Source organism: Pseudomonas sp. LS44 (assembly GCF_024730785.1).
In the GTDB taxonomy this organism is placed as follows: Bacteria; Pseudomonadota; Gammaproteobacteria; order Pseudomonadales; family Pseudomonadaceae; genus Aquipseudomonas.
Genome location: NZ_CP102830.1, coordinates 2,429,040 through 2,453,212, shown reverse-complemented (window position 1 = coordinate 2,453,212; position 24,173 = coordinate 2,429,040). Strand labels below are relative to the sequence as shown.

The 24,173-nt window shown below is 62.0% G+C and carries 16 protein-coding genes; 12 read left to right on the top strand and 4 right to left on the bottom strand.

All coding sequences use genetic code 11. From position 1 onward, the window contains the following. Nucleotides 1–126 precede the first annotated feature (126 nt). Nucleotides 127–1,269 (top strand): acyl-CoA dehydrogenase family protein, encoded by a 1,143-nt coding sequence (locus tag NVV93_RS10820; RefSeq protein WP_258250671.1) that lies wholly within the window; start codon nt 127–129, stop codon nt 1,267–1,269. 671 nt (nt 1,270–1,940) lie between these two features. Then, the gene (locus tag NVV93_RS10815) at nt 1,941–5,480 is read left to right on the top strand and encodes a DUF4020 domain-containing protein (RefSeq protein WP_258250670.1); all 3,540 of its coding nucleotides are present in this window, start codon (nt 1,941–1,943) and stop codon (nt 5,478–5,480) included. 328 nt (nt 5,481–5,808) lie between these two features. On the opposite strand, the gene NVV93_RS10810 is transcribed toward NVV93_RS10815, so the two are convergent. Next, complete coding sequence (locus NVV93_RS10810) at nt 5,809–7,176, bottom strand: DUF1329 domain-containing protein (RefSeq protein ID WP_258250669.1); 1,368 nt, start codon at nt 7,174–7,176, stop codon at nt 5,809–5,811. A gap of 26 nt (nt 7,177–7,202) precedes the next feature. After that, nucleotides 7,203–9,113, bottom strand: a complete 1,911-nt coding sequence (locus NVV93_RS10805) for a DUF1302 domain-containing protein (RefSeq protein ID WP_258250668.1) — start codon at nt 9,111–9,113, stop codon at nt 7,203–7,205. 332 nt (nt 9,114–9,445) lie between these two features. Between NVV93_RS10805 and NVV93_RS10800 the strand changes: the two genes are divergently transcribed. Then, a complete protein-coding gene (locus NVV93_RS10800; protein ID WP_258250667.1) occupies nt 9,446–11,962 on the top strand; it encodes a LuxR C-terminal-related transcriptional regulator in 2,517 nt (838 codons plus the stop codon). 12 nt (nt 11,963–11,974) lie between these two features. Here NVV93_RS10800 and NVV93_RS10795 read toward each other — a convergent pair whose 3' ends face one another. Next, nucleotides 11,975–14,695 carry a LuxR C-terminal-related transcriptional regulator gene (locus tag NVV93_RS10795; protein ID WP_258250665.1) on the bottom strand — a complete coding sequence of 907 codons (2,721 nt, stop codon included), beginning with the start codon at nt 14,693–14,695 and terminating at the stop codon, nt 11,975–11,977. A 241-nt stretch (nt 14,696–14,936) separates the two neighbouring features. On the opposite strand from NVV93_RS10795, the gene NVV93_RS10790 reads away from it, so the two are divergent. From NVV93_RS10790 to NVV93_RS10750, 9 genes are all read left to right on the top strand, one after another. Then, a complete protein-coding gene (locus tag NVV93_RS10790) occupies nt 14,937–16,064 on the top strand; it encodes a CaiB/BaiF CoA-transferase family protein (protein ID WP_258250664.1) in 1,128 nt (375 codons plus the stop codon). Between the two features lie 131 nt (nt 16,065–16,195). Then, entirely contained in the window at nt 16,196–17,383 is a 1,188-nt protein-coding gene (locus NVV93_RS10785; protein WP_258250663.1) for a lipid-transfer protein, read from the top strand. A gap of 65 nt (nt 17,384–17,448) precedes the next feature. Continuing rightward, nucleotides 17,449–17,889, top strand: coding sequence for a MaoC family dehydratase N-terminal domain-containing protein (locus NVV93_RS10780; RefSeq protein ID WP_258250661.1), 441 nt, complete (start codon nt 17,449–17,451; stop codon nt 17,887–17,889). Nucleotides 17,890–17,899: 10 nt separating this feature from the next. Beyond that, nucleotides 17,900–18,319: a MaoC family dehydratase gene (locus NVV93_RS10775; protein ID WP_258250659.1), complete on the top strand. Its 420-nt coding sequence runs from the start codon at nt 17,900–17,902 to the stop codon at nt 18,317–18,319. Nucleotides 18,320–18,428: 109 nt separating this feature from the next. Continuing rightward, nucleotides 18,429–19,259, top strand: a complete 831-nt coding sequence (locus NVV93_RS10770) for an SDR family NAD(P)-dependent oxidoreductase (protein WP_258250658.1) — start codon at nt 18,429–18,431, stop codon at nt 19,257–19,259. Nucleotides 19,260–19,277: 18 nt separating this feature from the next. Beyond that, nucleotides 19,278–20,429, top strand: coding sequence for an acyl-CoA dehydrogenase family protein (locus NVV93_RS10765; RefSeq protein WP_258250656.1), 1,152 nt, complete (start codon nt 19,278–19,280; stop codon nt 20,427–20,429). Between the two features lie 91 nt (nt 20,430–20,520). Continuing rightward, nucleotides 20,521–21,120: a DUF2889 domain-containing protein gene (locus NVV93_RS10760; protein ID WP_258250655.1), complete on the top strand. Its 600-nt coding sequence runs from the start codon at nt 20,521–20,523 to the stop codon at nt 21,118–21,120. An 87-nt stretch (nt 21,121–21,207) separates the two neighbouring features. After that, nucleotides 21,208–22,776 (top strand): long-chain-fatty-acid--CoA ligase, encoded by a 1,569-nt coding sequence (locus NVV93_RS10755; protein WP_258250654.1) that lies wholly within the window; start codon nt 21,208–21,210, stop codon nt 22,774–22,776. A gap of 20 nt (nt 22,777–22,796) precedes the next feature. Continuing rightward, nucleotides 22,797–22,928, top strand: coding sequence for a hypothetical protein (locus tag NVV93_RS10750; protein ID WP_258250653.1), 132 nt, complete (start codon nt 22,797–22,799; stop codon nt 22,926–22,928). Here NVV93_RS10750 and NVV93_RS10745 read toward each other — a convergent pair. Then, nucleotides 22,919–23,962 carry an acyl-CoA dehydrogenase family protein gene (locus NVV93_RS10745; RefSeq protein ID WP_258250652.1) on the bottom strand — a complete coding sequence of 348 codons (1,044 nt, stop codon included), beginning with the start codon at nt 23,960–23,962 and terminating at the stop codon, nt 22,919–22,921. The two genes, NVV93_RS10750 and NVV93_RS10745, sit on opposite strands and share 10 nt — an antisense overlap. Nucleotides 23,963–24,173 lie beyond the last annotated feature (211 nt).

Below are 24,173 nucleotides of genomic sequence, written 5' to 3'. Positions count from 1 at the left end.
CCAGCCTTTCGGCCCCTCAGCCAACTCCACGGGAGTGGTCCGGCTGGCAGCGCTTTTACCTAAGGTGGCGGGCAGATGGTCGCCCGTGGGGCGGACCTGTTCCACCCGTCTCCAGAGGATTCCACCATGATCCCCCGCACTTTGTTTGACCACGAACATGAAGAGTTTCGCAGTACCGTCCGCCGCTTCCTGGCTGATGAGTGCATGCCGTTCCACGAGCAGTGGGAAGAGGACCGCCGCGTCCCGCGCGAGATCTGGAGGAAAGCCGGCGAACTGGGCATGCTCAACGCCACCACGCCGGAAGCCTATGGCGGCTTGGGCCTCAACCATCTGTTCACGATGATCACGGTGGAGGAGATAGCCTTCGCCAATGTCACCGGCCTGAACGGCTTTGGCATTCAGGACATCTGTGCCGGCTACATTGCCAACTTCGGTACCGAAGAACAGAAACTGCAATGGTTGCCGAAAATGGCGAGTGGTGAGGTGATTGCGGCTCTGGCGATGACCGAGCCGAACACCGGTTCCGATCTGCAGGCGGTGAAAACCCGTGCCGTGCTGGACGGTGATGAATACGTCATCAATGGCGCCAAGACCTTCATCTCCAACGGCACCAACTGCGACCTTATCGTGGTGGTGGCGAAGACCGGCAGCAGCGGCAAGGGCTCCCAGGACATTTCGCTAATCCTGGTCGAGGCGGATAGCCCGGGCGTGACCAAATCGAAACCGTTGCGCAAGGTCGGCCTGCACGCCCAGGACACCACCATGCTGTTCTTCGAGAACGTGCGGGTCCCCGTGTGTAGCGTGCTTGGCGGCGAGCCAGGGAAGGGCTTCTACCAGATGATGAAAGAGCTGGCGTGGGAGCGACTGTCCATTGCCATCGCCAGTATCTCCGGTGCCCAGGCGGTGCTCGACCATACCATTGACTACACCCAAGGCCGCACCGTGTTCGGCAAGCCGATCATCGAGTTTCAGAATGCGCGCTTCAAGCTCGCCGATCTGAAGACCGAGATCGCCATCGGCCAGACCTATGTCGACCGCTGCATGGAACTCTGCCTGGAGCACAAACTGACCACCGAAGCTGCGGCCGCGGCCAAGATGTGGTGCTCGGATCTGTACTCCAAGGTGGTCGACGCCTGCCTGCAGCTGCATGGCGGCAATGGCTACATGCTCGAGTACCCGGTAGCGCGCCATTACATTGATAGCCGCATCACTCGCATCTATGGCGGCGCCAACGACATCATGCGCGAGCTGATCGCCCGCACACTGTGATCTGTCGGGGCCGTTTGGCCCCGGCGACGAAGGATGGCGATGGAGGGGCTGATGTCCACCTTGCCCAGTCTCCGCAGGCGGGGCACGTCATGCCCCGTCCCACCAAGACCTCATCCTCTTCTGCTGTATCCGACCTGTCATGGCAGCCTAGGGGCGATGGAATTCGCTTCGCTGTCCTGGATTAGGTAATCGATGAGCGCCCTGACGCGCAACGGCAGGTGACGGGCATGGGGGGTAGCGTCGAAGGAACTGCGGCAACATCGGCAGCAGCCGGTAAAGCGGCCGCCCGTTAATGACTACTTACGACCGATTCTGTTGAAAAAGTCCCGCCACGATTTTTCCCCACGAAAGAGCGGTGGCGACGTTGAAATCTGGTTCGCTCGGAAGGTAGAACTGCCTTGGTTTTTACGTAGCTACGCCAAAATCGCGCGCTTTTTGAGCTGCCGAAAGCCAGCTCTCTCGGGGACCGACTTTTTCAACAGAATCGACCCTTTGCAGACGTTCAGATCTTTAATAAAGACCTTCGGACTTCGCCACAACGGCTACCAGTGGCCGATCACAAAGTTGTCTACGATAGAGAATCAGCTCAGGCTTGCCCCATCAGGAAGCTGACACAATCAGTGGAACTGGCATGCCTCCATCGAAATCGATGGAGCTCCATTGCAGAGTGAATGGAAGGCTGGAGTGTATCAATGGTGAAGCTCGGGGCTATCGAGTTCGACGACTGCATATTCGATGCAATGCGTGACGACAGGCTTGTCATATTTGCTGGTGCGGGGGTCTCGATGGGACCACCATCAAACCTGGCTAGTTTTGAGAAACTGACCAGCGATATTGCTCAGGGAACAGGGTTAGTGCCTTCCAATCCTCTAGATCGCTTTCTGGGGCAGTTGCAACACCGCAAGGTGAACGTTCACGAGCGCGCCGCTCAATTACTCTCCCCCTCAGGTAGCGCTCCGAACGCACTTCACCACGACTTACTTCGCCTGTTTCGCGTATCAAACCATGTGAGACTGGTTACCACCAACTTCGATCTGCATTTTGAGACCGCGGCCCATGCTCTGTTCGGGGTCGTGCCAGAGATTTATCGAGCTCCAGCGCTACCGCTGGGATATAACTTTGCCGGCATCGTGCATCTTCATGGCGCACTTCCACATGCGCAGAACCTTGTTCTTACCGATGCTGACTTTGGCCGGGCCTACCTCACCGAAGGCTGGGCCAGACGCTTTCTAGTTGATGCATTCCGCCGATACACCGTGCTGTTCGTTGGCTACAGCCACAACGATGTCGTGATGAATTACCTCGCGCGCGCCCTGCCTGCAAGTGGTGTCGCAGGACGCTTCGCACTCACCAACGAGGATGGAAGCTGGGATCTTCTGGGCATCAAGCCCATTCGATTCAACACAGGCTCGGGGGCCGACGCCTATAAGGAACTCTACGACGGCATCCAAAAGCTCGCCGAGCGTTCAACGCGTGGCGCGCTGGACTGGCAAACGCGATTGACCGATTTGGGGAGCCGCGTGCCACCGGCGGACGAAGAGGCTATTGGTGAAGTCGAACAGGCGCTGCGCGAGGTGCACACGACACGCTTTCTAGTCGGCGTCGCGCGAGATGTGGAGTGGCCCAAGTGGCTGGATGCGCGCAACCACCTTGATGCACTTTTCGATGCAGCAGACCTCAGTGAACGAGACCGCTTGCTGGCCTGGTGGCTGGCGGAGCATTTTGCCATCGAACATCCGGAGATGATGTTCGATTTGGTTGCGGCGCACGGCCTGCGGATTAATCCGGTGCTCTGGTGGTCTATTGGGCGAGAACTAGGCGTCACAAAGGACAAGCCGCTGGACAACTCCGCCCTCAAGCGCTGGGTCACGATTTTGCTCGCGAGTGCACCATCCACTGCGGACCACCACGTCCTGATGTGGCTTGCGGAGCGCTGCGCCAGCAATGAAATTTTCCAGCTCACGTTGAAGGTGTTCCTCCACATGAGCCAACACAGACTTGCCATCAGGCCCGGCATTGTTTGGCACGACGGAGACGATAATGAACGCGACCGACGCTTGGATGCAGACTGCATCCTGCGTGCTGATCATTGGTCGCTGAATGAAATCTGGATCAACCACATTCAGTCGCACATGGCTTTGATTGCGCAGCCTCTGCTGTCCGGAATCACCAGTCGGCTGGAGGATATACACCACGACCTTGCAGCCTGGGACAAGGCGTCCCCTGAATGGGATCCGGTGAGCTACGGCCGCTCCGCGATCGAGCCTCACGAGCAAGATCGCTATCCAGAAGCCATTGATGTAGTGATCGATGCCGCACGAGATGCGCTGGAGTGGCTCGCCGCCAACGCACCCACGCTGCTCGATGCATGGATCGAAAGGCTTGTCACCTCGAATGTGCCGCTGTTGCGGCGGCTATCCATACACGCTGTCATCGTGCATACCTGCAAGTCGGCGGACGAGCGTTTGAGGTGGTTGCTGGATCGAGTCGGCCTGCATGAGCTCTCGGAGCATCACGAGGTTCACCGCATGGCAGCCCTGAACTACGCTGCGGCAAGTGATGGAGTGCGGCAGGCCGTCGTGGACGCTGTGCTTGCGCACATTTTGCCGACGAGCGACGACAGGCCTGGCGAAATGCAGACGGCGCGCTCGCATTTCAATTGGCTTTCCTGGTTACTGCAGTCGAAGCCCGATTGCAGTTTGGCAGAAGCAGCGTTGACACCGATCAAGGCCCAGTTTCCGGACTGGCGACCGTCGGAGCATCCTGATCTCACACACTGGGCTGGTTCGGCGGGCTGGGTTGGCTTTCAGAGCCCGTGGTCCGTTGAGCAGATGCTGGCCCGTGACCCTTTAGAGCAAATTGAAGACCTGCTGACCTTCAACGGGAGCCGCTTTGACGGACCTGACCGAGATGGCTTGATCGTGGCTGTCAGAGAAGCATGTAAACAGAAAGCAAGTTGGGCATTCGCTCTTGCCGGGGTCTTGGTCGAACGGTCGCTATGGACATCCGATCTATGGCCTGCAGTGATTGGAGGGTTGCAGGAATCTGAGCTAACAGTGGATGGTTGGCGCGCCCTGCTGGAAGTTGCATCAAACCCCGAGCTTCATACGTCGCATGCATACGATATCGCAAGCTTGCTCTATGCCCTTGTAAGAGACGGGGGAAAGCCGTTTGCTCTCGACTTACTGGAGTGTGCCAATGCAATTGCGCTACCTGTGTGGGGCGTCTTGGAGCCATACGAGCAGGATGAGGAAATTGACGACTGGTTATCGCGCGCCATCAATCGGCCAGCTGGAAAAATTGTCGAGTTTTGGATCAATGGCCTTTCGCTGCTCTTGAGCGGCAAGACTGGAACCGAGCGAGTCCTTCCTGAAAATTACCGGCAATGGTTCACGATGGTGGTGCAGGACCCAACCTCGAAGGGTGGGTTAGGACGCAGTTTGCTAGCCAGTCAGACGGCTTTTCTGTTCAGCCTTGATGAAATTTGGGCACAGCAACACATCGTCTCTCTGTTTATAGATGTTGATAGACAAAAGTTTGCCCAGGCCTGGGATGGCTTCCTAGTATGGGGAAGGTTGTATCCAGCCCTGGTCGAGGCATTGATGCCGGCTTTCATCTCGGCAATAGAGTCGCTTGGTACAGTCCTACCTAAGCAGAGACACCGCTTCGTTGAGTTCTACACAGCGCTTGCCGTGTTTCACGTCGCTGATCCGATGCAGCAGCTGTTACCGGCGCTCTTCCAGCACGGGTCATTAGAAGATCGAACCGGCTTCGCCGCTCATCTCGGATACTTCCTTCGCCAAATGCAACAGGATGCCAAGCAACGGCTATGGGACAGTTGGCTGCACCTTTACTGGCAGGATCGGCTTCAAGGAGTGCTTGCTGTGCTGGATGAGGCGGAAATTCGCAAGATGCTGGAGTGGTTGCCTTATCTTGGAGATGCATTCCCCTCAGCGGTATCGTTGTCTATTCGCGCTCCGACGATTCAAATTGAACACAGCAGTCTGCTGTACGAGCTCCGCGACAACGAGTCGGTTACACGCTATCCCGACGAGACCGCAGAGCTGCTCATTTACTTGTGCAACTGCGTTGTTGCTTACCACGCCGCAGATTTGGCCAGGGTGGCTGCCCGTTTGCCTACGCTTCACCCGGATTTGCGACGCAGGCTTGATGAAGGCTTGGCCCGCATTGGCGCCAATCTCAATAGGTGACTGATGCCCCCCGTGGGGGGTTATCCGAGAGACGGCGAGACCTGCTTTGAAAAGCGAGAAGAGCACTACCTCTTATGCAGTCTGCGACGGCGGCTGATGAGTTAACAGATTCGGCTTTACTACCGCGTTGATGGTGCCGCAGCTCGAATCTACAGCGCGTGTGCTCCTTGCCATCCGGCAGCTATTGGCCGTTTTTAGCCTTTCGCAAACGATCTCAACGCTTGCCAATTGCCTAAATACCTTTGCCGTTGCAGGCATCCATAACGACAAGAGCCCGACCTTTTCAGGCCGGGCTCTTGTGCGTCTCGCCGGAGCGAGGGGGAGTGGTTTAGCGAATGCCCGCGTTGCGCAAGGCGGCCGGGGTGTAATCGTTCATCCGGGTGCGGTCAACGAATTGAGTGGCTTTCTTCGATTCGTTGGTCATGCCGATGACGTTGTAGCGGCCGGAGATCAGGTCATAGATGCCGATCATGGAGTTCAGCGGCGTCTGGTGCTGGTAGTCGTTGACGGCATACCCCTCACCGACCCTCCAGAGCTGACCGCGACCGTCGTAGTGGTCGGCCTCGGCCAACTGCCAGGTGTCTTCGTCGAAGTACATGTCGCGCTTGGCGTAGATGTGTCGCTCACCCTCCTTCAGAGTGGCAACGACATGCCAGACGCGGTGCAGTTCGTAGCGGGTCAGATCCTGGTTGATGTGGCCGGGTTTGATGATCTCGGCGTACTTATGCTTGGGCGACGCCAGCTGGTAGTTGTTGTACGGGATGTACCGCTCTGTCTTGCCGACCAGCTTCCAGTCGTAGCGGTCCGGAGCGCCGTTCATGAGGTCGGTGTTGTCGGCGGTGCGCATGCCGTCGGAGCCTGAGCCTGGGCCGTCGTAGGCCACCTGGGGGGCGCGCCGGACGCGGCGCTGGCCAGCATTGTAGATCCAGGCCATGCGCGGCTCCTTGACCTGGTCAATGGTCTCGTGGACCAGCGTGACGTTGCCGGCCAGGCGGGCAGGGGCGGTGATGCTCTGCTTGTAGACGTATAGGAGGTTGCTGGCCTGGTTAGGGTTGATTCCATCCATGAGCTGGGGATAGCTCAGCTCGTCGCCATATTCGACGAGAGCGTAAGAGCCATCGGTCTGCGGCGCGACCTGGGCTGCATGGCGAGTGGTGTTGCCGCCGCGGTAGCGGTTGGTATGGTTCCAGTACACCTCGACGCCGCTTTTTGGAATTGGGAAGGGGGTGTAGCGGGTTTCGGTGAAGTTGGCCAGGCCGTTGCCGCCATCGGTCAGCTCGGTGCTCACCGCACCCTTCTTCACGGCATCGTAGACGGCCTGCGGCATGCTGGCGGTGCGGTGGGTTTTGTACACCGGAATCTTGTAGCTGGCGCCGTAGCGTTTGAACATCGCCAGTTGCCCTGGGGTCAGCTTGTCCTTGTACTGCTCGGCGTTCGCTGCGGTGATGGTGAACAGCGGCTGCTCGCCGGCGAACGGATCGCCGAGGAAGCCATTGCTGTCCACCGGCGCCGCGCCGGGTTTCAGGCCGCCGTCCCAGGCTGGGATGCTGCCGTCGGCGTTGCCTTCCTTCTGCGCGCCTACCGGGGTCAGGGTGGTGCCCAACTTGTCGGCTTCCTGCTGAGAGACGGCGGCCATCACGCTGGAGGCCAGTAGGCTCAGCGCCAAGACACCCATTTTCATCATTGTTGTTTTCATGTTGTGTTTCCTCTTGCACGCGCCGATCAGAAGTTCACGCCGAAGCTGAGCGCGACGAAGTCGCGATCGGTGTTGGTGTTGAAGTCACCGCCGAAGAAGTCCGTGTAGCTCAGGCTGGCGGTGTACGTGTTCTTGAAGTCGGCATCCAGGCCGACACTGACCGCCTTGGTGCCTTCTTCGAAGTTCGGCCCATAGCCTTCTACGTCATGCGACCAGGCCAGGTTCGGCGCCAGGTTGATACCGGCGAAGACGTTCTGGTAATCCAGGCGGGCGCGGGCGCGGTAGCCCCAGGAGTCGGTGGTGTAGAAGCCGTCGTCGTTGCATTCCTGCTGCGGGTTGCTGGGCCGGGTTACGCCATTGGGCTGACCGGGCACCTGACCGGGAGACCCCAGGCATACCGCATTGTTGATACCGGGGAACTGGCCCCCACCAAAACTCGGGCTGCGGCCGAAGCGCAGGTCGGTGCCGTCGCTCTTGCCCAAACCGTTGATGCGGTTGTAGCCGACCTCGCCGACTAAGGTCAGGCGGCTCGCGCCCATCACCTGGTCGATGAACTGGGTGGCGGTCATCTGCGCCTGCAGCACCGGCATGCGCTCGTAGCCGGCGATATTGGCGCCCGGCGCATTCTGCGCATGACCGGTGGTGATGACCGGCGACATGGCCACCCCGGCCACTTGCTGGTTCAGTGCCGCCAGGTTGAGGTCGGGGGTATTGATCTGCAGCGGCATGTTCGGCCGGTAGCTGACTTCGCCGCCCAGCGAAGTGCCGCCGACGTTGGTCTGGAAGCTAACGCCATACAGGCGGATATCTTCCGGGTAGTCGATGAAGTAACTCGCTCCACGGATCCGATCGATGGCGTTGAGGGATGCGGCTGTCGTTGCTCCGGCGATAAAGTTGTTTACCGTAGTCCGCTTCAGGCTCAGGAACGGGCTGCGGCTGTGGTAGTTCATCGCATAGGCGCCGAACTCGGTGTCGTGCAGTTCCGGCGCGAACCAGCGCAAGGCCAAGCCCCATTGCCCGCTATCACCCGGTTCGTTGTCTTCGAGGCGGGGGATGTACGCGTCTTGAGTGCCGGCGCGAATGCCGCCCGCCAAGGTGGCGGAACTGACTGCCGGATTGCCCGATTGCGAGACACCAGGGGCCAGGTCGAGACCGGTCACAACCAGGCGATCGTTGCAGCCCTTCGGCACGCCATCGTTGCCGAAGAAGGTGCCGCAGTTGTCGACCACGCTGTTGTCCCACTCCAGCTGGTAGAAGGCCTCGGCGTTGAGGTTTTCGGTCAGCCCTTGGGAGACATAGAGCATATTGACCGGGATCAGGCCTTCCTTGACCTCGGCGCCGGGGCGGCGCAGGGCGGCGACGTCGATCGGGTTGATTGAGTTGATGCTGTTGCCAATGAAGGTGCTCTCGCCCCAGCTCACTACCTGCTTGCCCAGGCGCACGTTGCCCGGCAGGTCGCCGAGGTTGTAGTTGTGGTAAACGAAGGCATCGAGGAACTCGGCGCCGGAGGACTTGGCTAAGTCGTCGCGGCCGCTGTCGTCGATGTCGTAGAACAGGCGGTGTTCGTCCTTCAGCTCGAAGTCGTACCAGTACTTGCCGCGCACGAAGACGCCGGAATCGCCGTACTTCAGCTCGAGGTCGTGCACGCCCTTGAAGATCTTCGAGAAGGTCTCGCCCTTCTTGAAGTTCAGGCGGTTGTCGTCGACCGTGCGAGCGGAGGAGTTGCCACGCACCCCTTGCGAGTTGAAGTTGGAGATGAAGTCCGGATCGCCGCCACGCACCGCCCAGCTGGCGCCCACGGACAGCGATGAGTCGAATTGCCCCTCGATTTCCCCGATATTGAAGTTAATGGCGTGAGCCTGTGCACTCACGCCCAAGGCGACGGCTGCAGCCAGCAGATGCGGCTGAAAGGCCCCGCGCTTTGTTGTTCTTGTCATGCGGCGCTCCAGTGTATGGATCAGATGGAGCAGCCATCCTAGGCAGCCGCCTGAAAAGACTGAATTGTCCGATCAGTCATTTCGCGCATTGTCCGAAAGCTCAATTTCGACCTTGATTCCACCTCGTTTGGCAGCGCCTCAGAGCGACATTGGCAGACATAGGGGGACGCGGTGTTGCCGAAGGTAACAGCCTCCCGCAGCCGCCTGGCAGGCGGGTTTCGAGCGTTTTTAGGCGCGTTTTTACCTCGAACGAAGGATAGGGAAAGCACCCTTACGCACGAATAATTGCTGCACTTGTCCTTGTGGCGACCACTTGAGGCTGGGAGGGTGTGATGACGCGGTGTCTGGTAACGACGATCCAAAGCGCGCAGGGCGTGGACGAGGAACCGCCGCGCCAGCCCTTCGCCTATCTGCCTCGGGAACGGCTCACCAGTGAACTGCTCACGCGTCCTCGGCGGCTGCGCTTGCTATGCGCTCCGGCTGGCTACGGCAAGACGGCGCTGCTCAATGCCTGTTTGTCTCGGCGGGCGGGGGGAGCGCGGCATGTCTGGCTTGATATGGCCGGCCGGCCTCTGACGCTGGAGCAGTTCTGCATGCAGCTGTCGACTCGACTCGGTGCCGAGGCCGCACAGTGCCGAGCCCCCCAGGCGTTGCTGGAGTACTTGGGGCGGGCCAGTGACCTCTGGCTGATCCTCGACGATTTTCCGACCGAGCGTTGCGCCGGGCTCGACGACTGGCTTGACCAGCTACTGCACTCTGCAGCGCCGGTTCAGCTATGGGTAAGCTGTCGCCGGCGTCCGGCGTGGCGGCTAGGGCGTTTGCTGGCGGATGGCGAACTGATTGAGCTGGACGCAGCGCTGCTGGCGTTCAGCCGCGAAGAGTTCGAGGCGGTGGTCGAGCTCTTTGAGCCCGATATCTCCCCGTCCTCCCGCATAAGCCTCTGGAGCTCGACGCGTGGCTGGTGTGCGGGAGTGCGTCTATTGCTGAGCGTGCCCGGGTGCCACGACCGCACCGGAACCGCTTGGGTGCGTGCCTACCTTGGTGACGAAGTGCTCGCGAGTCTGTCCCCGGACGAGTGTCGGTTGCTGAGCAGAATGGCCTACTTGCCGCGGATCTCGGCCAGTTTGTGCGACCAGCTCTGGCCCGACTTGGGCGCGGGCGATCTTTTCCAGGGCTTGTTGCAGACGCAATCATTCTTCCTGCCCCTAGAGGGACCGGATGACTCTTGGTACGGCATGCTGCCGGTCGTCTCCACGGCATTGCGCCAAGAGCTTGGAGCGGCCGAGTTGAATCGCTTGCGATTGGATGCCTGTCGCCTGCTCTATGCCGATGGCTTCATCGACGAGGCCATTGAGCTGGCCTTGTCGGCTGGCCAGATGGAGATGGCAGCCTGCTACATGGAACGCCTGAAGCTGGACTGGATGTATGTTGCGCGCAATCTGCGTACCTGGTTGGAGTGGCGTTCGCATCTGTCTTTGCAACTGCTGGAGAGCACGCCGAGCCTGATCTATATGAATGCCCGGGCGCTGCTCAGCACTTGGCGTCTGGATGAGGCGCATGCGTGCATCACGCGGCTGTCCAGCCTGTATCCGCAGCCCAGGGTGCAGGTGAACGTACGCATGATGGCCAACTGGCAAGCGCTGCAAGGCACCCTCCAGGGGCTGCGAGGCGACGCTGCGGGAGCCCGCGAACATTGCGCGGCGGCCTTGCAGCACCTCGAAATGCGCGACTGGCAATCGTCATTCCTCTGCTATTCGACCCTCTCCCGGGTGGCGATGGCAGAAGGCGAGCCCGAGCAGGCCCACCGCTGGCAACAGGCGTCGCTGACGCTGGCGCGGCGCCAGGGCTGCCTCGCCAGCGAGGTGTTGATCAATGCCGACCGGATTCGCCAGCTGATTCTCGCTGATGAACTGGAACTGGCCGGGTTGATGCTCGGTGAGTGTTTCGACCTGATCAGCGCCGACAACACCCACCACAGTCTGCTGTTAGGGCGGCTGCAGATGCTGGAAGGCGAGCTGTATTTGTTGCGCGGTGATCTGGATGCCTGCGAAAAAGCGTTGAAGGCGGGGCTGGAAAATGCCCTGGCGAGCGCCGATCCCTATGCTTTGCATGCGTGGGTAGGATTGGCGGAAGTGGCGGCCTGCCGTAACGATTTTGATCAGGCCCGCTTCCAGCTCTGTCGGGCGGAGCGGCATATGCAATGCGGGCGAGTGGAGGAGGGCTGCTACCAATTGCTGCTCGACTATCAGCAGCTGCGATTGCTGGCTCGCCAGGGCGCTTGGGAACGTATGCTGCCGCTGGCACTCGCCGCTGAGGCCGCGCTACTGGGCACTTCCCGGCGCTTGCCGCCGCTGCATTCCCCGTCGCTACCGCAGCGCTTCCAGCTGCTGCTGGCGTTGGCGGAGTGGGGCACTGGGCAAGGGCAGGCCGCGATGGAGCGTTTGCGCAGGTTGCTCGCGGACTGCGAGCAGCTGTGCTTTCGCGGACTGAGCGCCGAAGCTCGAGTCGCCCTGGCGCGGGTGGAGCAGGAGCTGGGCAGTGAACCGGACGCGCCTGCTGGCCAGTCGTCGCGGCCGCTGGTCAACACGAGCCTGTTGTATGGGCGACATTCTCAGCGGGGCGTTTCGCCTCTCGCGAATCGGCAACAGGGTGGCGATGGGCTCACGTCGCGCGAGTTTTCCGTTCTGGAGTTGGTGGCCCAGGGCCTGTCCAATCAGGAAATAAGTGATCGGCTTTTCATTTCTCTAAGCACGGTCAAGGCACACGCCGTGAGCATCAACCACAAACTCGGCGTCAAGCGGCGGACCCAGGCCGTGATGCGGGCGAAGTCGATGGGCATGCTGGCCTGACCGCAGATGATTTCAGTCGAGCAGGCCATGGGCCCGAGCGATGGCGAGGACTTCGGTACGGCTCTTCGCCCCCAACTTCCCACTGACGCTGCGCAAGTGACTCTTCACGGTGTGCTCGGAGAGGCACATTTGTTCGGCGATGGCGCGGTTTCGGTTGCCCGCCGCCAGTAGACGGATCACATCGATCTCGCGAGCGGTCAGCTGCAAATCAGCTTGCGGAGTCGTCTTCGCTCCATGCTGCGTTTCGTAGCGGTGCAGCAGGTCGGTGATGAAGGCCGGCGAAATGTTCAGGCTGCTGCACAGGGCCTGGAAGGAGACTGCCCAACTGCGCATAAGTTTTTCCAGCGCTGCGCCCTCGTCGAGGAAGGTCCGCAGAAACCCCTCCTTGCTGGCCAGCTGCAACGCCGCGGTGAGGGTTGTCAGGGCGTCTTTGCGTCGGCCCGTTCCGGCCTGTGCCATTGCCAGCAACAGGCGCAGCTTCAAGGCCCGACGATAATGCTGATACTGCAGTGCGGTTTCGATGGCGGGGCGCAGGGCGGTAACGGCCTCTCGGTACTGGCCGCGGGCGATCTGCAGGCGTTGCCGAGCGATGAACGGGGTGTCGGTATCGCAACTGTTCGTCGATCGATCCGGTCGTACCCAGCCGCCGGATAGCTCCGCGGAGTGGAGTGCCTGGGCGGCGATATCCAGACGATCCTCCAGGGTGGCGACGCGGGTACGCTCCAGCCAGACCGCGCAGAGTATGCGCATGGAGCCACTGCCTCGCCCCAGTTGTTCCAGCTCGGCCAGGTGATGCAGCCAAGCATCGCGGTCACCCAGCTGCAAGGCGATGCGTGCCAGAAGCACCAGGCGGGTGATCAGGGAATCCGATCCGGCGATATCCAGTGCGTCAGCCGGAATGCCGGCGAGGATGTGGCCTGCCTTGACCAGCTCGTCGCCCTCGTAAAGCACGACGGCCCGCAAGATATCCAGCGTCGGTTTGCCTGCCCCCCACTTGCTGCTCTGCTCGGGAGTCTCAGTCAGGCGGGCGGCCTCCAGTCGAGCGGAAGAGTCGCGCAAATGCCCCTGGGTCAGTTCGAGCGTACTTTCAATGTAGGTCGCGATTCCCCCCAGAAGCGCCCGGCCGCCCTGCGAGCCTTGGTGCGCCATCTCGGTCAAAATGTGGCGCGCATCGTCGTAGCGGCCGGCATAGACCAGACAGAAGGCCAGCGGTGTCGCCACGATGCTGTACTGCAGGCCGTCGTGTGGCGATAGGCGTTCGATCTGGGTTTGACCCAAGGCAAGTGCGGCATCCAGCTGATCGGTGAGCGCCAGTAACAGGCAGCGGATGGCCTGGATTTCCGGCCCGGCCGGGTGGCGCTCGACGACCCGCATGGCGTGCTGATAGCGGCGATCGAGCAGCAGCGTCCAGGCGTGGCTCAGCACCAAGCGTGGGTAGACATCGAGAACATCCGCAGGCAATCGCTCGAGCCAGCGCAACAGCAGGCGCAACCGGCCGGCATCGACCAGCGCGTCGAGCTGGCGGTCCAGCAGTTCCGCGCCAGCCGCCCAGTCTGTCGCCTGCAGGTGCTGCTCGATGGCTGCCAAGGGGCGCTCAGTCTTCAGATACCACTGCGCAGCACGTCTGTGGAGGTGTTCGGCCTGCCCGGGAAGCTGACGTTCCAGGGCGTGAGACAGGAACTCGCGGAACAGCCGGTGATAGCGATACCAGTGACGCTGCGGGTCAGTCGGCTGGATGAATAGATTGGCGCGCTCGAGTTGGTCAATCAGCGCCTGGCTGTTATGGCTGCCCAGAAGCTCGTCACAGAGCGGGACGCAGAAGTCGTCGAGGATGCTGGTCTGCAACAGGAAGTTGCGCAGTTCCTCGCTTTGGTTCGCGAGGATGTCCTCGGCCAGGTAGTCGGCCAGCTCTAGGCTGGACCCGGAGAGCAAGTGGATGAAGGCCGTCCGGTCGCTGCGGCCTTGTAATGACAGGGTGGCCAGGTAGAGGGCGGTGATCCAGCCTTCGGTGCTGTGCTGCAAGCTGGCGACTTCGCTGTCGTCCAACTCCAGGCCGCAGGTCTCGCGGAGGTAGGTGGCGGTCTCCTCGGGGGTGAAGCGTAACGCGGCGGTGCCAATCTCGAGCACCTGGCCCTGGGCACGTAGCCGACCCAGGCTGATGTCCGGTGTGGTTCGGGAGGCAATTACCAGCGATCCGCACGCGGGCAGGGCTTCGAGCAAGCGCCGGATGAAGTCCAGCGCCGCGGGCGCAGTGAGCGCCTCGAAGTCGTCCAGCAAGATTGAAAATGGTTCGTCCAGGCTGCCCAGGTAGGTGAGTAGCGAGGTTTCGTCTCCGCGCACCGATTCTCCGGGCTGAAGGCCTGCGCGCAGGTGAGCCGCCAGGCGACGCGGCTGGTTGTCGGCCGCGTCGAGGTTCAGCCAGAGCACCCGGCGCCCCTGCGCAAGGCAGTGTTCGCGGTACAGGCGCAGCAAAGTGGTCTTGCCGAAGCCGGCAGCGGCGCTGATCAGGATGAGGCGGGGCGCGTCGGCGTCACTCATGCGCTGCAGCAAAGCGTGGCGAGGGAGAGGGCTGGTCACTGCCCTCGGCACGCTGAACTTGGTGGGGTGGATATGCAGTTCAGAGGGGCCGGCATTGCCAGTTTCGGTGAGGTCCGGCCACGCCTGGTGTGCCGGTGCTTCCGCGACAGTGGGGATCAGGCTCAGGCGCGCCAACAGGTCTGGGCGGTCGAACATCGAACTCTCCGGCAGGCACGCCGCCGTGCGGCAATAGTCACGGCGGCAGGCCTTCGTTTGTAGGTCTTTCGCCCATATTGCCACGCTCATAAGGGCTGAGAAGCCCCGATGGTGCTCCACAGGTAGAAAAGGGCCGAGTTTCGCTCGTTCGAGTGATTGTTCGTGTGGTGTCGCCGGCTAGCCTGTCGCTGCGTTGGCCTCGCGAGTCAGCGAGGACATTCCACGACAAGAGAGGCAAGCGATGGCGGGACCATTGGCAGGTGTGAAAGTAATTGAGATGAATGCAATCGGCCCGGCGCCGTTCGCGGTGATGTTGCTCGCCGACATGGGCGCCGAGGTGATCCGCATCGATCGGCAGGTCTCCGGCTTCCTCAACGGCGACGACAGCGTGATCGGCCGTGGCCGGCGCAGCCTGGCCATCGACCCGCGCAAACCAGGTGCCACTGAGGTGCTGCTGCAGCTGATCGAGGGCGCAGACGTGCTGGTGGAGGGTTTCCGCCCCGGCGTCATGGAGCGCCTCGGCCTTGGTCCCGACATCTGTCTCGCGCGTAACCCGAAGCTGGTCTACGGCCGCATGACCGGCTGGGGGCAGACAGGACCGCTGGCATCTAGTGCCGGGCATGACCTCAACTACCTGGCGATCACTGGTGCCCTGCATGCCATGGGGCATGCCGATCGCGAACCGACGCCGCCGCTACACCTGGCCGGCGACATGGGCGGCGGGGCGATGTTTCTCGCGTTCGGTGTCGTCTGCGCGCTGTTCGAGGCGCGTAAGTCGGGCGCAGGCCAGGTAGTGGACGCGGCCATCAGCGACGGCGCGGCGCTGCTCAGCACGATGTATTACGAGCTCAAGCAGCGCGGTGAGTGGCGCGGTCGTGGCGAGAACATGTTCGACGGCGGTGCGCCGTTCTACGGTTGCTACGCCTGTGCCGATGGCGGCTTCGTGTCCATCGGCTCGATCGAGCCGCAGTTCTATCAATTGCTCCTCGAACTCTGCGGAATCGACGATCCAGCCTTCAAGGCCCAGTGGGACCGCGGGGAATGGCCGGCGCTGCGCAGCAAGCTGGAAGCGCTATTCCGCACCCGCAGTCGTGACCAGTGGTGCCAGCTGTTGGAAGGGACGGATGTGTGTTTCGCCCCGGTGCTGGATTTCAGCGAGGCACCTGCCCACCCGCATCACCTGGCGCGGGGCACCTTCATGGAGAGCAACGGGGTCGTCCACCCAGCCCCTGCTCCGCACCTGAGCGCGACTCCTGCAGTCGCCGGCAAGGTCGTGCGCAACGGCGAGCACAACCTGGAAATTCTCCGCGAACTCGGCCTAGACGAAGTGGCTATCGCCACGTTGCGATCGGCCGGGGCAATTGCCTGAAGGGGTGGGGTACCCCACTCCCTCCGCGCTGGATACAGGTGGCCGGGCATGCGCGACCATCAAGTCATGGAGCTCCCGGATCGATAGACGACCGCAGCCCAGCAACTGACCAACTGATAGTGGAGATAGAAATGTCGCAGAAAACCTATGTTGCCGGTGTCGGCATGATTCAGTTTGCCAAACCTGGCCAGAGCGGTAGCTACGTCGAGATGGGTGCCGAGGCGATCCGCCTGGCCCTGAAGGATGCCGGCATTGACTACAACCTGGTGCAGCAGGCTTATGCAGGCTACGTCTACGGCGACTCCACCTGCGGCCAGTCGGCACTCTACGAAGTCGGCATGACCGGTATCCCGGTGATCAACGTCAACAACAACTGCGCCAGCGGCTCGACCGCCCTGTACCTGGCCCGCCAGGCGGTGGAAAGCGGCGCGGTGGATTGCGCCCTGGCCTTCGGTTTCGAGCAGATGCAGCCGGGCGCGCTGAAGAGCTCCTGGAACGATCGAGAGCCGGCCATGGGCAAATCCTATCGTGCCGCTTCCGAAGTCTTTCCGGAGGGTGTCGGCATGCCAGGGGCGCTGATGCTCTTCGGTGGCGCCGGTAAAGAACACATGGAGAAGTACGGCACGCAGATGAGCACCTTTGCCGCGATCCGCGCCAAGGCCAGCCGTCACGCCGCCAACAACCCGCTGGCGGTGTTCAAGAAAGTCGTCACTACTGAAGAAGTAATGGCCGACCAAGTGGTCTGGGAGGGCGTGATGACCCGTCTGATGGCCTGCCCGCCGACCTGCGGTGGCGCCGCGGCGATCCTCGTGTCCGAGCGCTTCGCCAAGAAGCACGGCCTGCGTACCGACGTGGTGGTCCTCGCCCAAGCCCTCGCCACCGACAAGCCGGCAGCCTTCGACCCGCCGTCGATGATCGAAATCGTCGGCAGTGGCATGACCCGCCAGGCCTCCCAGGAAGTCTACGAAAAAGCTGGCGTCGGCCCGCAAGACATCCGCGTTTGCGAGCTGCACGACTGCTTCGCCCACAACGAACTGATCACCTATGAAGGCCTGGGCTTCTGCCCGGCTGGTGGCGGCGAGAAGTTCGTCATGGACGGTGACAACACCTACGGCGGTCAGGTGGTGATCAATCCGTCCGGCGGTCTGCTGTCCAAAGGTCACCCGCTGGGCGCCACCGGTCTGGCGCAGTGCTTCGAGCTGACCCACCAGCTGCGCGGCACCGCTGGCGCGCGTCAGGTCGAGAACCTGCAGCACGCCCTGCAGCACAACCTCGGCCTCGGCGGCGCTGGTGTCGTGACCCTCTACGGTCGCGGTTGACACGTCCCCGCACGCGCGCCCTTGAAGGCGCGCGATTCCCCGGATAAACGACAGGAAACACTGACATGGCAGACAAGAGTCTGATCGGTCGCTCCACCGGAATGAGCACCTGTGAAGTGGAGAAGGGCCGTCTGCGCTTCTTCGCCAAGTCGATCGGCGAGACCGATCCCATTTACACCGACGAGGCAGCGGCTGAGGCCGCCGGTTATCCGTCCCTGCCGGTGCCACCGACCTTCCTGATGTGCCTGGAGAGCGAAGGGCGCAATGCGCAGGCGATCGTCGAAGAGGTCATGGGTTTCGACCTCGGGCGCATCCTGCATGCCGAGCAGGAGTTCACCTATTACGGAATGGCGTTTGCCGGCGACCTGCTGACCTTCGATACCCACATCGCCGATGTGTACGAGAAGAAGGGCGGTGCGCTGCAGTTCGTCGTCCAGCAGACCCGCGTCATCAACCAGAAAGGCGAGCACATCGCCGACATCCGTTCGTCGCTCGTGCAGCGTTGAGGAGCAGGCCATGACTATCCCGCAATACAGCAATGTGCAGGTCGGCGACGAACTGCCCTTGATGAAGCTGCGCCCGATCGATCGCACCATGCTGGCGCTCTATGCCGGTGCCTCGGGCGATCACAACCAGATCCATATCGACATCGACTTTGCCCGCAAGGCGCGTCAACCCGACGTGTTCGCCCACGGCATGTTGTCCGCCGCCTACCTCGGTCGCCTGCTCACCCACTGGGTGCCGCAGCGGCAGATCCGCAAGCTGGCGGTGCGCTTCACGGGTATCACCCAGCTCGGCCACATCCCGCGCCTGACCGGGCGTATCGCCGAGAAATTCGAGGAGAACGGCGAACAGCGCGTGCGCCTCGATATCCAGTGCGCCAACCAGTACGGCGAACCCAAGCTGGTCGGCGAAGCCGTGGTGGCGCTGGCCTGAACCCCCCCATACGAACAAGTCGTAGGACGGGTGTAACCCGCCAAGCAGCCACTCCGGCCTGGCGGGTTGCACCCGCCCTACGGCAAGAACCTGAATAGGAATAGAACGAATGAAAAAGCTCGAAGGTAAAGTCGCCCTGGTCACCGGTTCCGGTCGTGGCATCGGTCGTAGCGTCGCGCTGCAATTGGCCGCCTACGGCGCCAAAGTCGTGGTCAACGACCTGGATGCCGCTCCGGCTGAAGAAGTAGTCGCCGAGATCCGTGCTGCGGGCGGCGAAGCCGTGGCCTGCGTCGGTAGCGTGACTGCAGTCGATTTCGCCGACCGCTTCGTGCAGACCGCCGTCAAGACATACGGCGCCATCGACATCCTCGTCAACAACGCCGGTTACACCTGGGACAACGTGATCCAGAAGATGAGCGACGAGCAGTGGTACGCGATCATCGACTGCCACCTGACCGCGCCATTCCGCATCCTGCGCGCCGCCCAGCCGATCATCAGCGCCCAGGCCAAGAAAGAAGCCGCTGAAGGCAAGGAAGTGTTCCGCCGTGTGGTGAACATCTCCTCCATTGCCGCGGGCGGCAACGCCGGACAAACCAACTACTCTGCTGGCAAGGCCGGCATTCTCGGCATGACCAAGACCCTGGCCAAGGAGTGGGGCCGCATGAAGGTATGCGTCAACGCCGTGGCCTTCGGCTTTATCGAAACCCGCATGACCCAGGCGCTGGCCGGCGACGAGAGCAAGACCATCAACATCGAGGGTCGTGTGATCAAGGTTGGCGTGCAGAAGGCCGTGGTCGATGGCGCCAGCCAGGTAATTCCGCTGGGTCGCCCGGGTACTCCGGACGAAGCAGCCGGTGCGGTGGTCATGCTGTGCCTGCCGGAAGCCAACTACGTGTCCGGCCAGACTATCGTCTGCGGCGGCGGTCACGGCAACGTCTGAGCCTGAGAGGAATCCGACATGCAACTGGACAATTACCGTTCCCCCTGGGTGAACGAAGAGCTCTCCGCCTTCGGCGACAGCATCCGCCGCTTCGTGCGTGAGCGCATGGCGCCGCATGAGGATGAATGGCGTGCGCAACACCAAGGCGACCGCGCCACCTGGTTGGCCTGCGGCGAGATGGGCATGATCCTGCCGGACATCCCTTCCGAGTATGGCGGCGCCGACGGCACTCCGGCGCACTACGCCGTGGTGCTGCAGGAGCTGGCCTATGGCGGCTCGGCCAGTATCGCGCTGAGCATCAACCATATCGTCGGCCACTACATCCTGGCCGGCGGCACCGAGGCGCAGAAGCAGCAGTGGCTGCCGAAGATCGCTTCGGGCGAGGTGATCTGCTCCATCGCCATGACCGAACCGGGCACCGGTTCTGACCTGCAGGGCGTGCGCACCCGCGCCGTCAAGCAGGGCGACAAGTACGTCATCAGCGGCTCGAAGACCTTCATCAGCAACGGTCAGTTGAGCGACATGGTGGTGGTGGTCGCCAAGACCGATCTGGAAGCCAAGGGCTCGAAGGGTATCTCGTTGTTCATCGTCGACACCAAGACGCCGGGCTTCCAGCGCGGCAAGTGCCTGGACAAGATCGGCATGCCGGGCCAGGACACCTCGGAAATGTTCTTCGAGGACTGCATCGTGCCGGCCGACTGCCTGCTCGGCGGCGCCGAAGGGCAGGGCTTCATCCAGCTGATGCAGCAATTGCCATACGAGCGCGCGGAAATCGGCATCCAGGCCGTCGCCCACATGGAGCGCGCCCTGGCCCTGACCGTGGAGTACACCAAGGAGCGCAAGGCCTTCGGCAAGGCGATCCTGGACTTCCAGAACACCCGCTTCCAGCTCGCCGATGTGAAGGCCACGGTGGTCGCCTCGCGCACCTTCGTTGATCTGATCATCCAGCGCTGGGTCGACGGCACCCTGGACACCACCCTGGCGTCGATGGGCAAGTTCTGGCTGACCGATCGCCAGGGCGAGGTCATGGACCGTTGCCTGCAGTTCTTCGGCGGCTTCGGCTACATGAACGAGTACCCCATCGCCCGGATGTTCGCCGACGCCCGCGTCGCGCGCATCTATGGCGGTGCCAACGAGATCCAGCGCGAGCTGGTCGGTCGCTCGCTGTAAGAGAGGATTCGGGTGGCGCTCATCCACGAGAGTGCCGCCCGGTTCGCCAGGGAAGGCCTTTCAACCCTGATTGCCTCAAGAGAAGACTGTGATGGCGGAATACGCATCGGAAAACCAGCAGCGGCGCTTGCTGCACACTCGCCAGGTCACCTGCACGGGCTATCTGCGCGAGGACGGCCTGTTCGAGTTCGAAGGGCGGTTGCGCGATACCAAGTCGTATGACACCACGCTGTTGTTCAGCAGCATTCCTGCCAACGAGCCGGTGCACCAGATGCTGATCGTCATGACCGTCGACCAGGATCTGCTGATCCACGACCTGAAGGCTGTCACCGAGGTCGGGCCGATGCCGTTCTGCAGCCAGATAAACGGCGCCTATGCGGCCTTGAAGGGGCTGCGCATAGGTTCAGGCTTCAAGAAACGGCTGCTCGAACGCGTGGGCGGCGAGCAGGGCTGTACCCACCTGACCGAACTGCTCGGCCCGATGGCGACTACCGTTTACCAGACAGTTTCCATGCTCGCCTATGGCACCCCGCGAGAGCGGGCGGCAGTCGATCCGGCCAACGGGTTTTCTGGCAACCAATGGGTGATCGGCACCTGCCATGGCTACCGCAGCGATGGCGAAGCCGCGAACATATTACTGGCCCGCAGCCGAGCGGCCGCAGCGTTGCCGCTGGCTGTGGCCGTCGACTGAAGGCCCCGGACGGGGCATGAGTGACTTGGTGTTGCATGCAGCCTGCACAGCGCGCATCCGCCAATAACAACAAGAGTGGAGGTTCAGATGTACATCACCCAAGGCTTACACCGCCACATGCAGCAGCGCCCTCAGGCAACTGCCATTCGCGAGCAGGGCCGCAGCGTCACCTTCGCCGAGCTTGGCAGCCGCATCGCTCGCCTGGCCGGCGCACTCAAGACCCTGGGCATGGCCAGTGGCGAATGTGTCGCCATGCTCTCGCGCAACTCGCAGCGCTACCTCGAATACGCGTTCGGCGTACCCTGGGCCGATGGCGTGCTGAACCCGGTCAATACACGCTGGAGCGTCGCCGAGATCGTCTATTCCCTGGACGACTCGCAATCGACCATGCTGATTGTCGACGACACCTTCAAGGCGATGGGTGAGGCGATCTTCGAACAGGCCAAGACACTCCGCCACATGATCTATGCCGGCGACGGCGAGACTCCGGAGGGCATGCTCAACTACGAGGCGCTGCTGGCGGCCGCCGAGCCGGTGGAGGACGTGCGCCGCAGCGGTGATGCGCTCCTCGGCGTCTTCTATACCGGCGGTACCACCGGCTTCCCCAAGGGCGTGATGATCAGCCACAACAACCTGGCCTTCGCCGGCCTGGCGGGGTTGACCCGGGGCTTCTACGGCAGTGGCTCGGTGTTCCTGCACGCCATGCCGATGTTCCACCTGGCCGACTTCTCGGCGATGTACGGCCAAGTGGTGACCGGTGGCGTGCACGTCGTGCTGCCGGCGTTCAGCGGCGAGTCTGCCCTGCAGGCGGTCATCGACGAGCAGGTCACGGACGTCATGCTGGCGCCGACCATGATCCAGATGATGCTCGATGCACGCGACGCCAATCCGGCGCTGGCGAAGGTCGAGTTGGCATCGATCCGCAATATCATCTACGGCGCCTCGCCGATTTCTCCGGCGCTGCTCGATCGTGCCTGCGAAGCCTTCCCCTCGGCTCGCTTCTTCCAGGGCTATGGCATGACCGAGTTGACTACCGGCGGCACCATGCTCGATCCCGAGTACCACTGCGACGCGCACCACCACAGCGGCAAGATGTATTCCGCCGGCCGTGCGATGAACTGCGTCGAGCTGCGCATCGTCGATGCCGAGGATCACGAAGTGCCGCGCGGCAGCGTGGGCGAGATCGTCGTGCGTGGGCCGAACGTCATGCTCGGCTACCTGAACAAGCCAGAGGCCACCGCGGAGGTGCTGCGCGACGGCTGGATGCATACCGGCGATGGCGGATACATGGACGAGGAGGGCTTTGTCTACATCGTCGACCGCCTGAAGGACATGATTGTCAGTGGCGGTGAGAATATCTATTCCGCCGAGGTGGAGAACGCCATCTCCAGCCATCCGGCCGTGGCGCAGTGCGCGGTCATCGGCATTCCCCACGACAAGTGGGGTGAGACCGTGCATGCGATCATCGTACTGAAGTCGGATTGCGGCAGCAGCGAAGCCGAAATCGTCAGCCACTGCCGCGATCGTATCGCCGGCTACAAGTGTCCGCGCAGCGTCGAGTTCCGTAGTGCTCTACCGCTTTCAGGAGTGGGCAAGATTCTTAAGAACGAACTGCGCAAACCGTTCTGGGAAAACCACTCGCGCAACATCGCGTAACTGCCAAAGAACAGACCGCCATGCGCCCTCTCAGGAGCATGGCGGTCTTTCCGCGTCAACCCTCGCAGGTTTCCGACTGCCGCCTGATGGGCCGGCAAAGTCTGGCTGATTGGCATACCGATACGGCGTTGAAGGATGAGATTCAGGCCTGAAACAACGCGCGGGTGATCGCCTGCGCGTCGGCGTCATGCTCTGACTGATCGAGTGTCATTGCGATCGATCGATGCGACGGGTCTATGCGCGCTGCCAACTGGTCGATCTTCGCCAGGGTCCTCGCGCTGAGCAGGCTGGCCATCTGAATCTCGGTCCGAGAGGCCTGGCCTTCGTCCAGACGCTGCAAGCTGGCGACGATCATCTGCCGAGCTGCAGACACGGCGGTGGCCATTTCGGCCAGGTGCAGGGCCAGCAGGGGCTGAATGTTGCCGGTCGTGTGTTCGCGCGTCTGCTCGACGACGTGGTCGAGCACCTGCTGCGCTTTTGCGACGCAATTCATTCCTTTGAACAGTTTACGAAGGTCGTGCAGGCGGGCGATCGTGGTCGCGTCGCCAAGCCATCGCTCCTCAGTCAGAAAGGTCTGGGTGACCTGTAAGTTGGAAAGGGGAGCCGAGGCGCTTCCGGAAGAGTGTGAATGAGAGATATCGATCCGGTCCGCATGCCGGTCCAGCAGAAAGCAGCTCTGCCCACCATTGCCATTGTTCGCGCTGCAGATGAGGAGGTCCGCCCAGGCGGCACCGCGTACCTGCTCGACAGTACCATCGAGGAGGAAGCCGCCGCGCTGGACGGTCGTGCTCAGGCCTTGGTGGTCCAAGGCGAAACCGACGATGCAGCGGCCTTCGAGGAGATCTGCCAGGTAGCCGTCGCGCGAGGTGTCCCGGGACGCCAGCAGCCACGCTGTCAGCAGGTTAGCGAGCGCTATTTCGGCCAGTTCGTCACTGCCTCTGGCCAGCTCCTCGAACAGATGGGCAAGGCTGGTCCAGTCCAACCCCATCCCGCCCAGCTCCGTTGCGACCGCTCCGCCAGGCAGGCCGAACTCGGCCAGACTCTCCAACAGCTCGAGGAGTTGTGGATGAGCTCGAGCGCCCCGCTGAAGCGTGGCGGCAATCGGCTGAATCTCCGAGCTGACGAAAGCCCGCATGCTCTGGACGAGCAAGGCCTGTTGAGAGGTGAAGTGGAGTGGCGTACGCATCCTGAAACAGTCCTGGAGGGGAAGTGCAGCCAGACTAATGCATCCACCTGGCAGGCCCACCCCTCCTGTGGATGGGGAGACTCCCTACCGCGGGTACCTTTATCGCGGTCGCGCCAACGACGGCAGGGCGCGACGGCTACGATGCACCTTAGTCAAAGTACAGCGAGTTCCCTCCAGGCCGCACGCAGGCGGGACCGGCCGTTGCGGAATA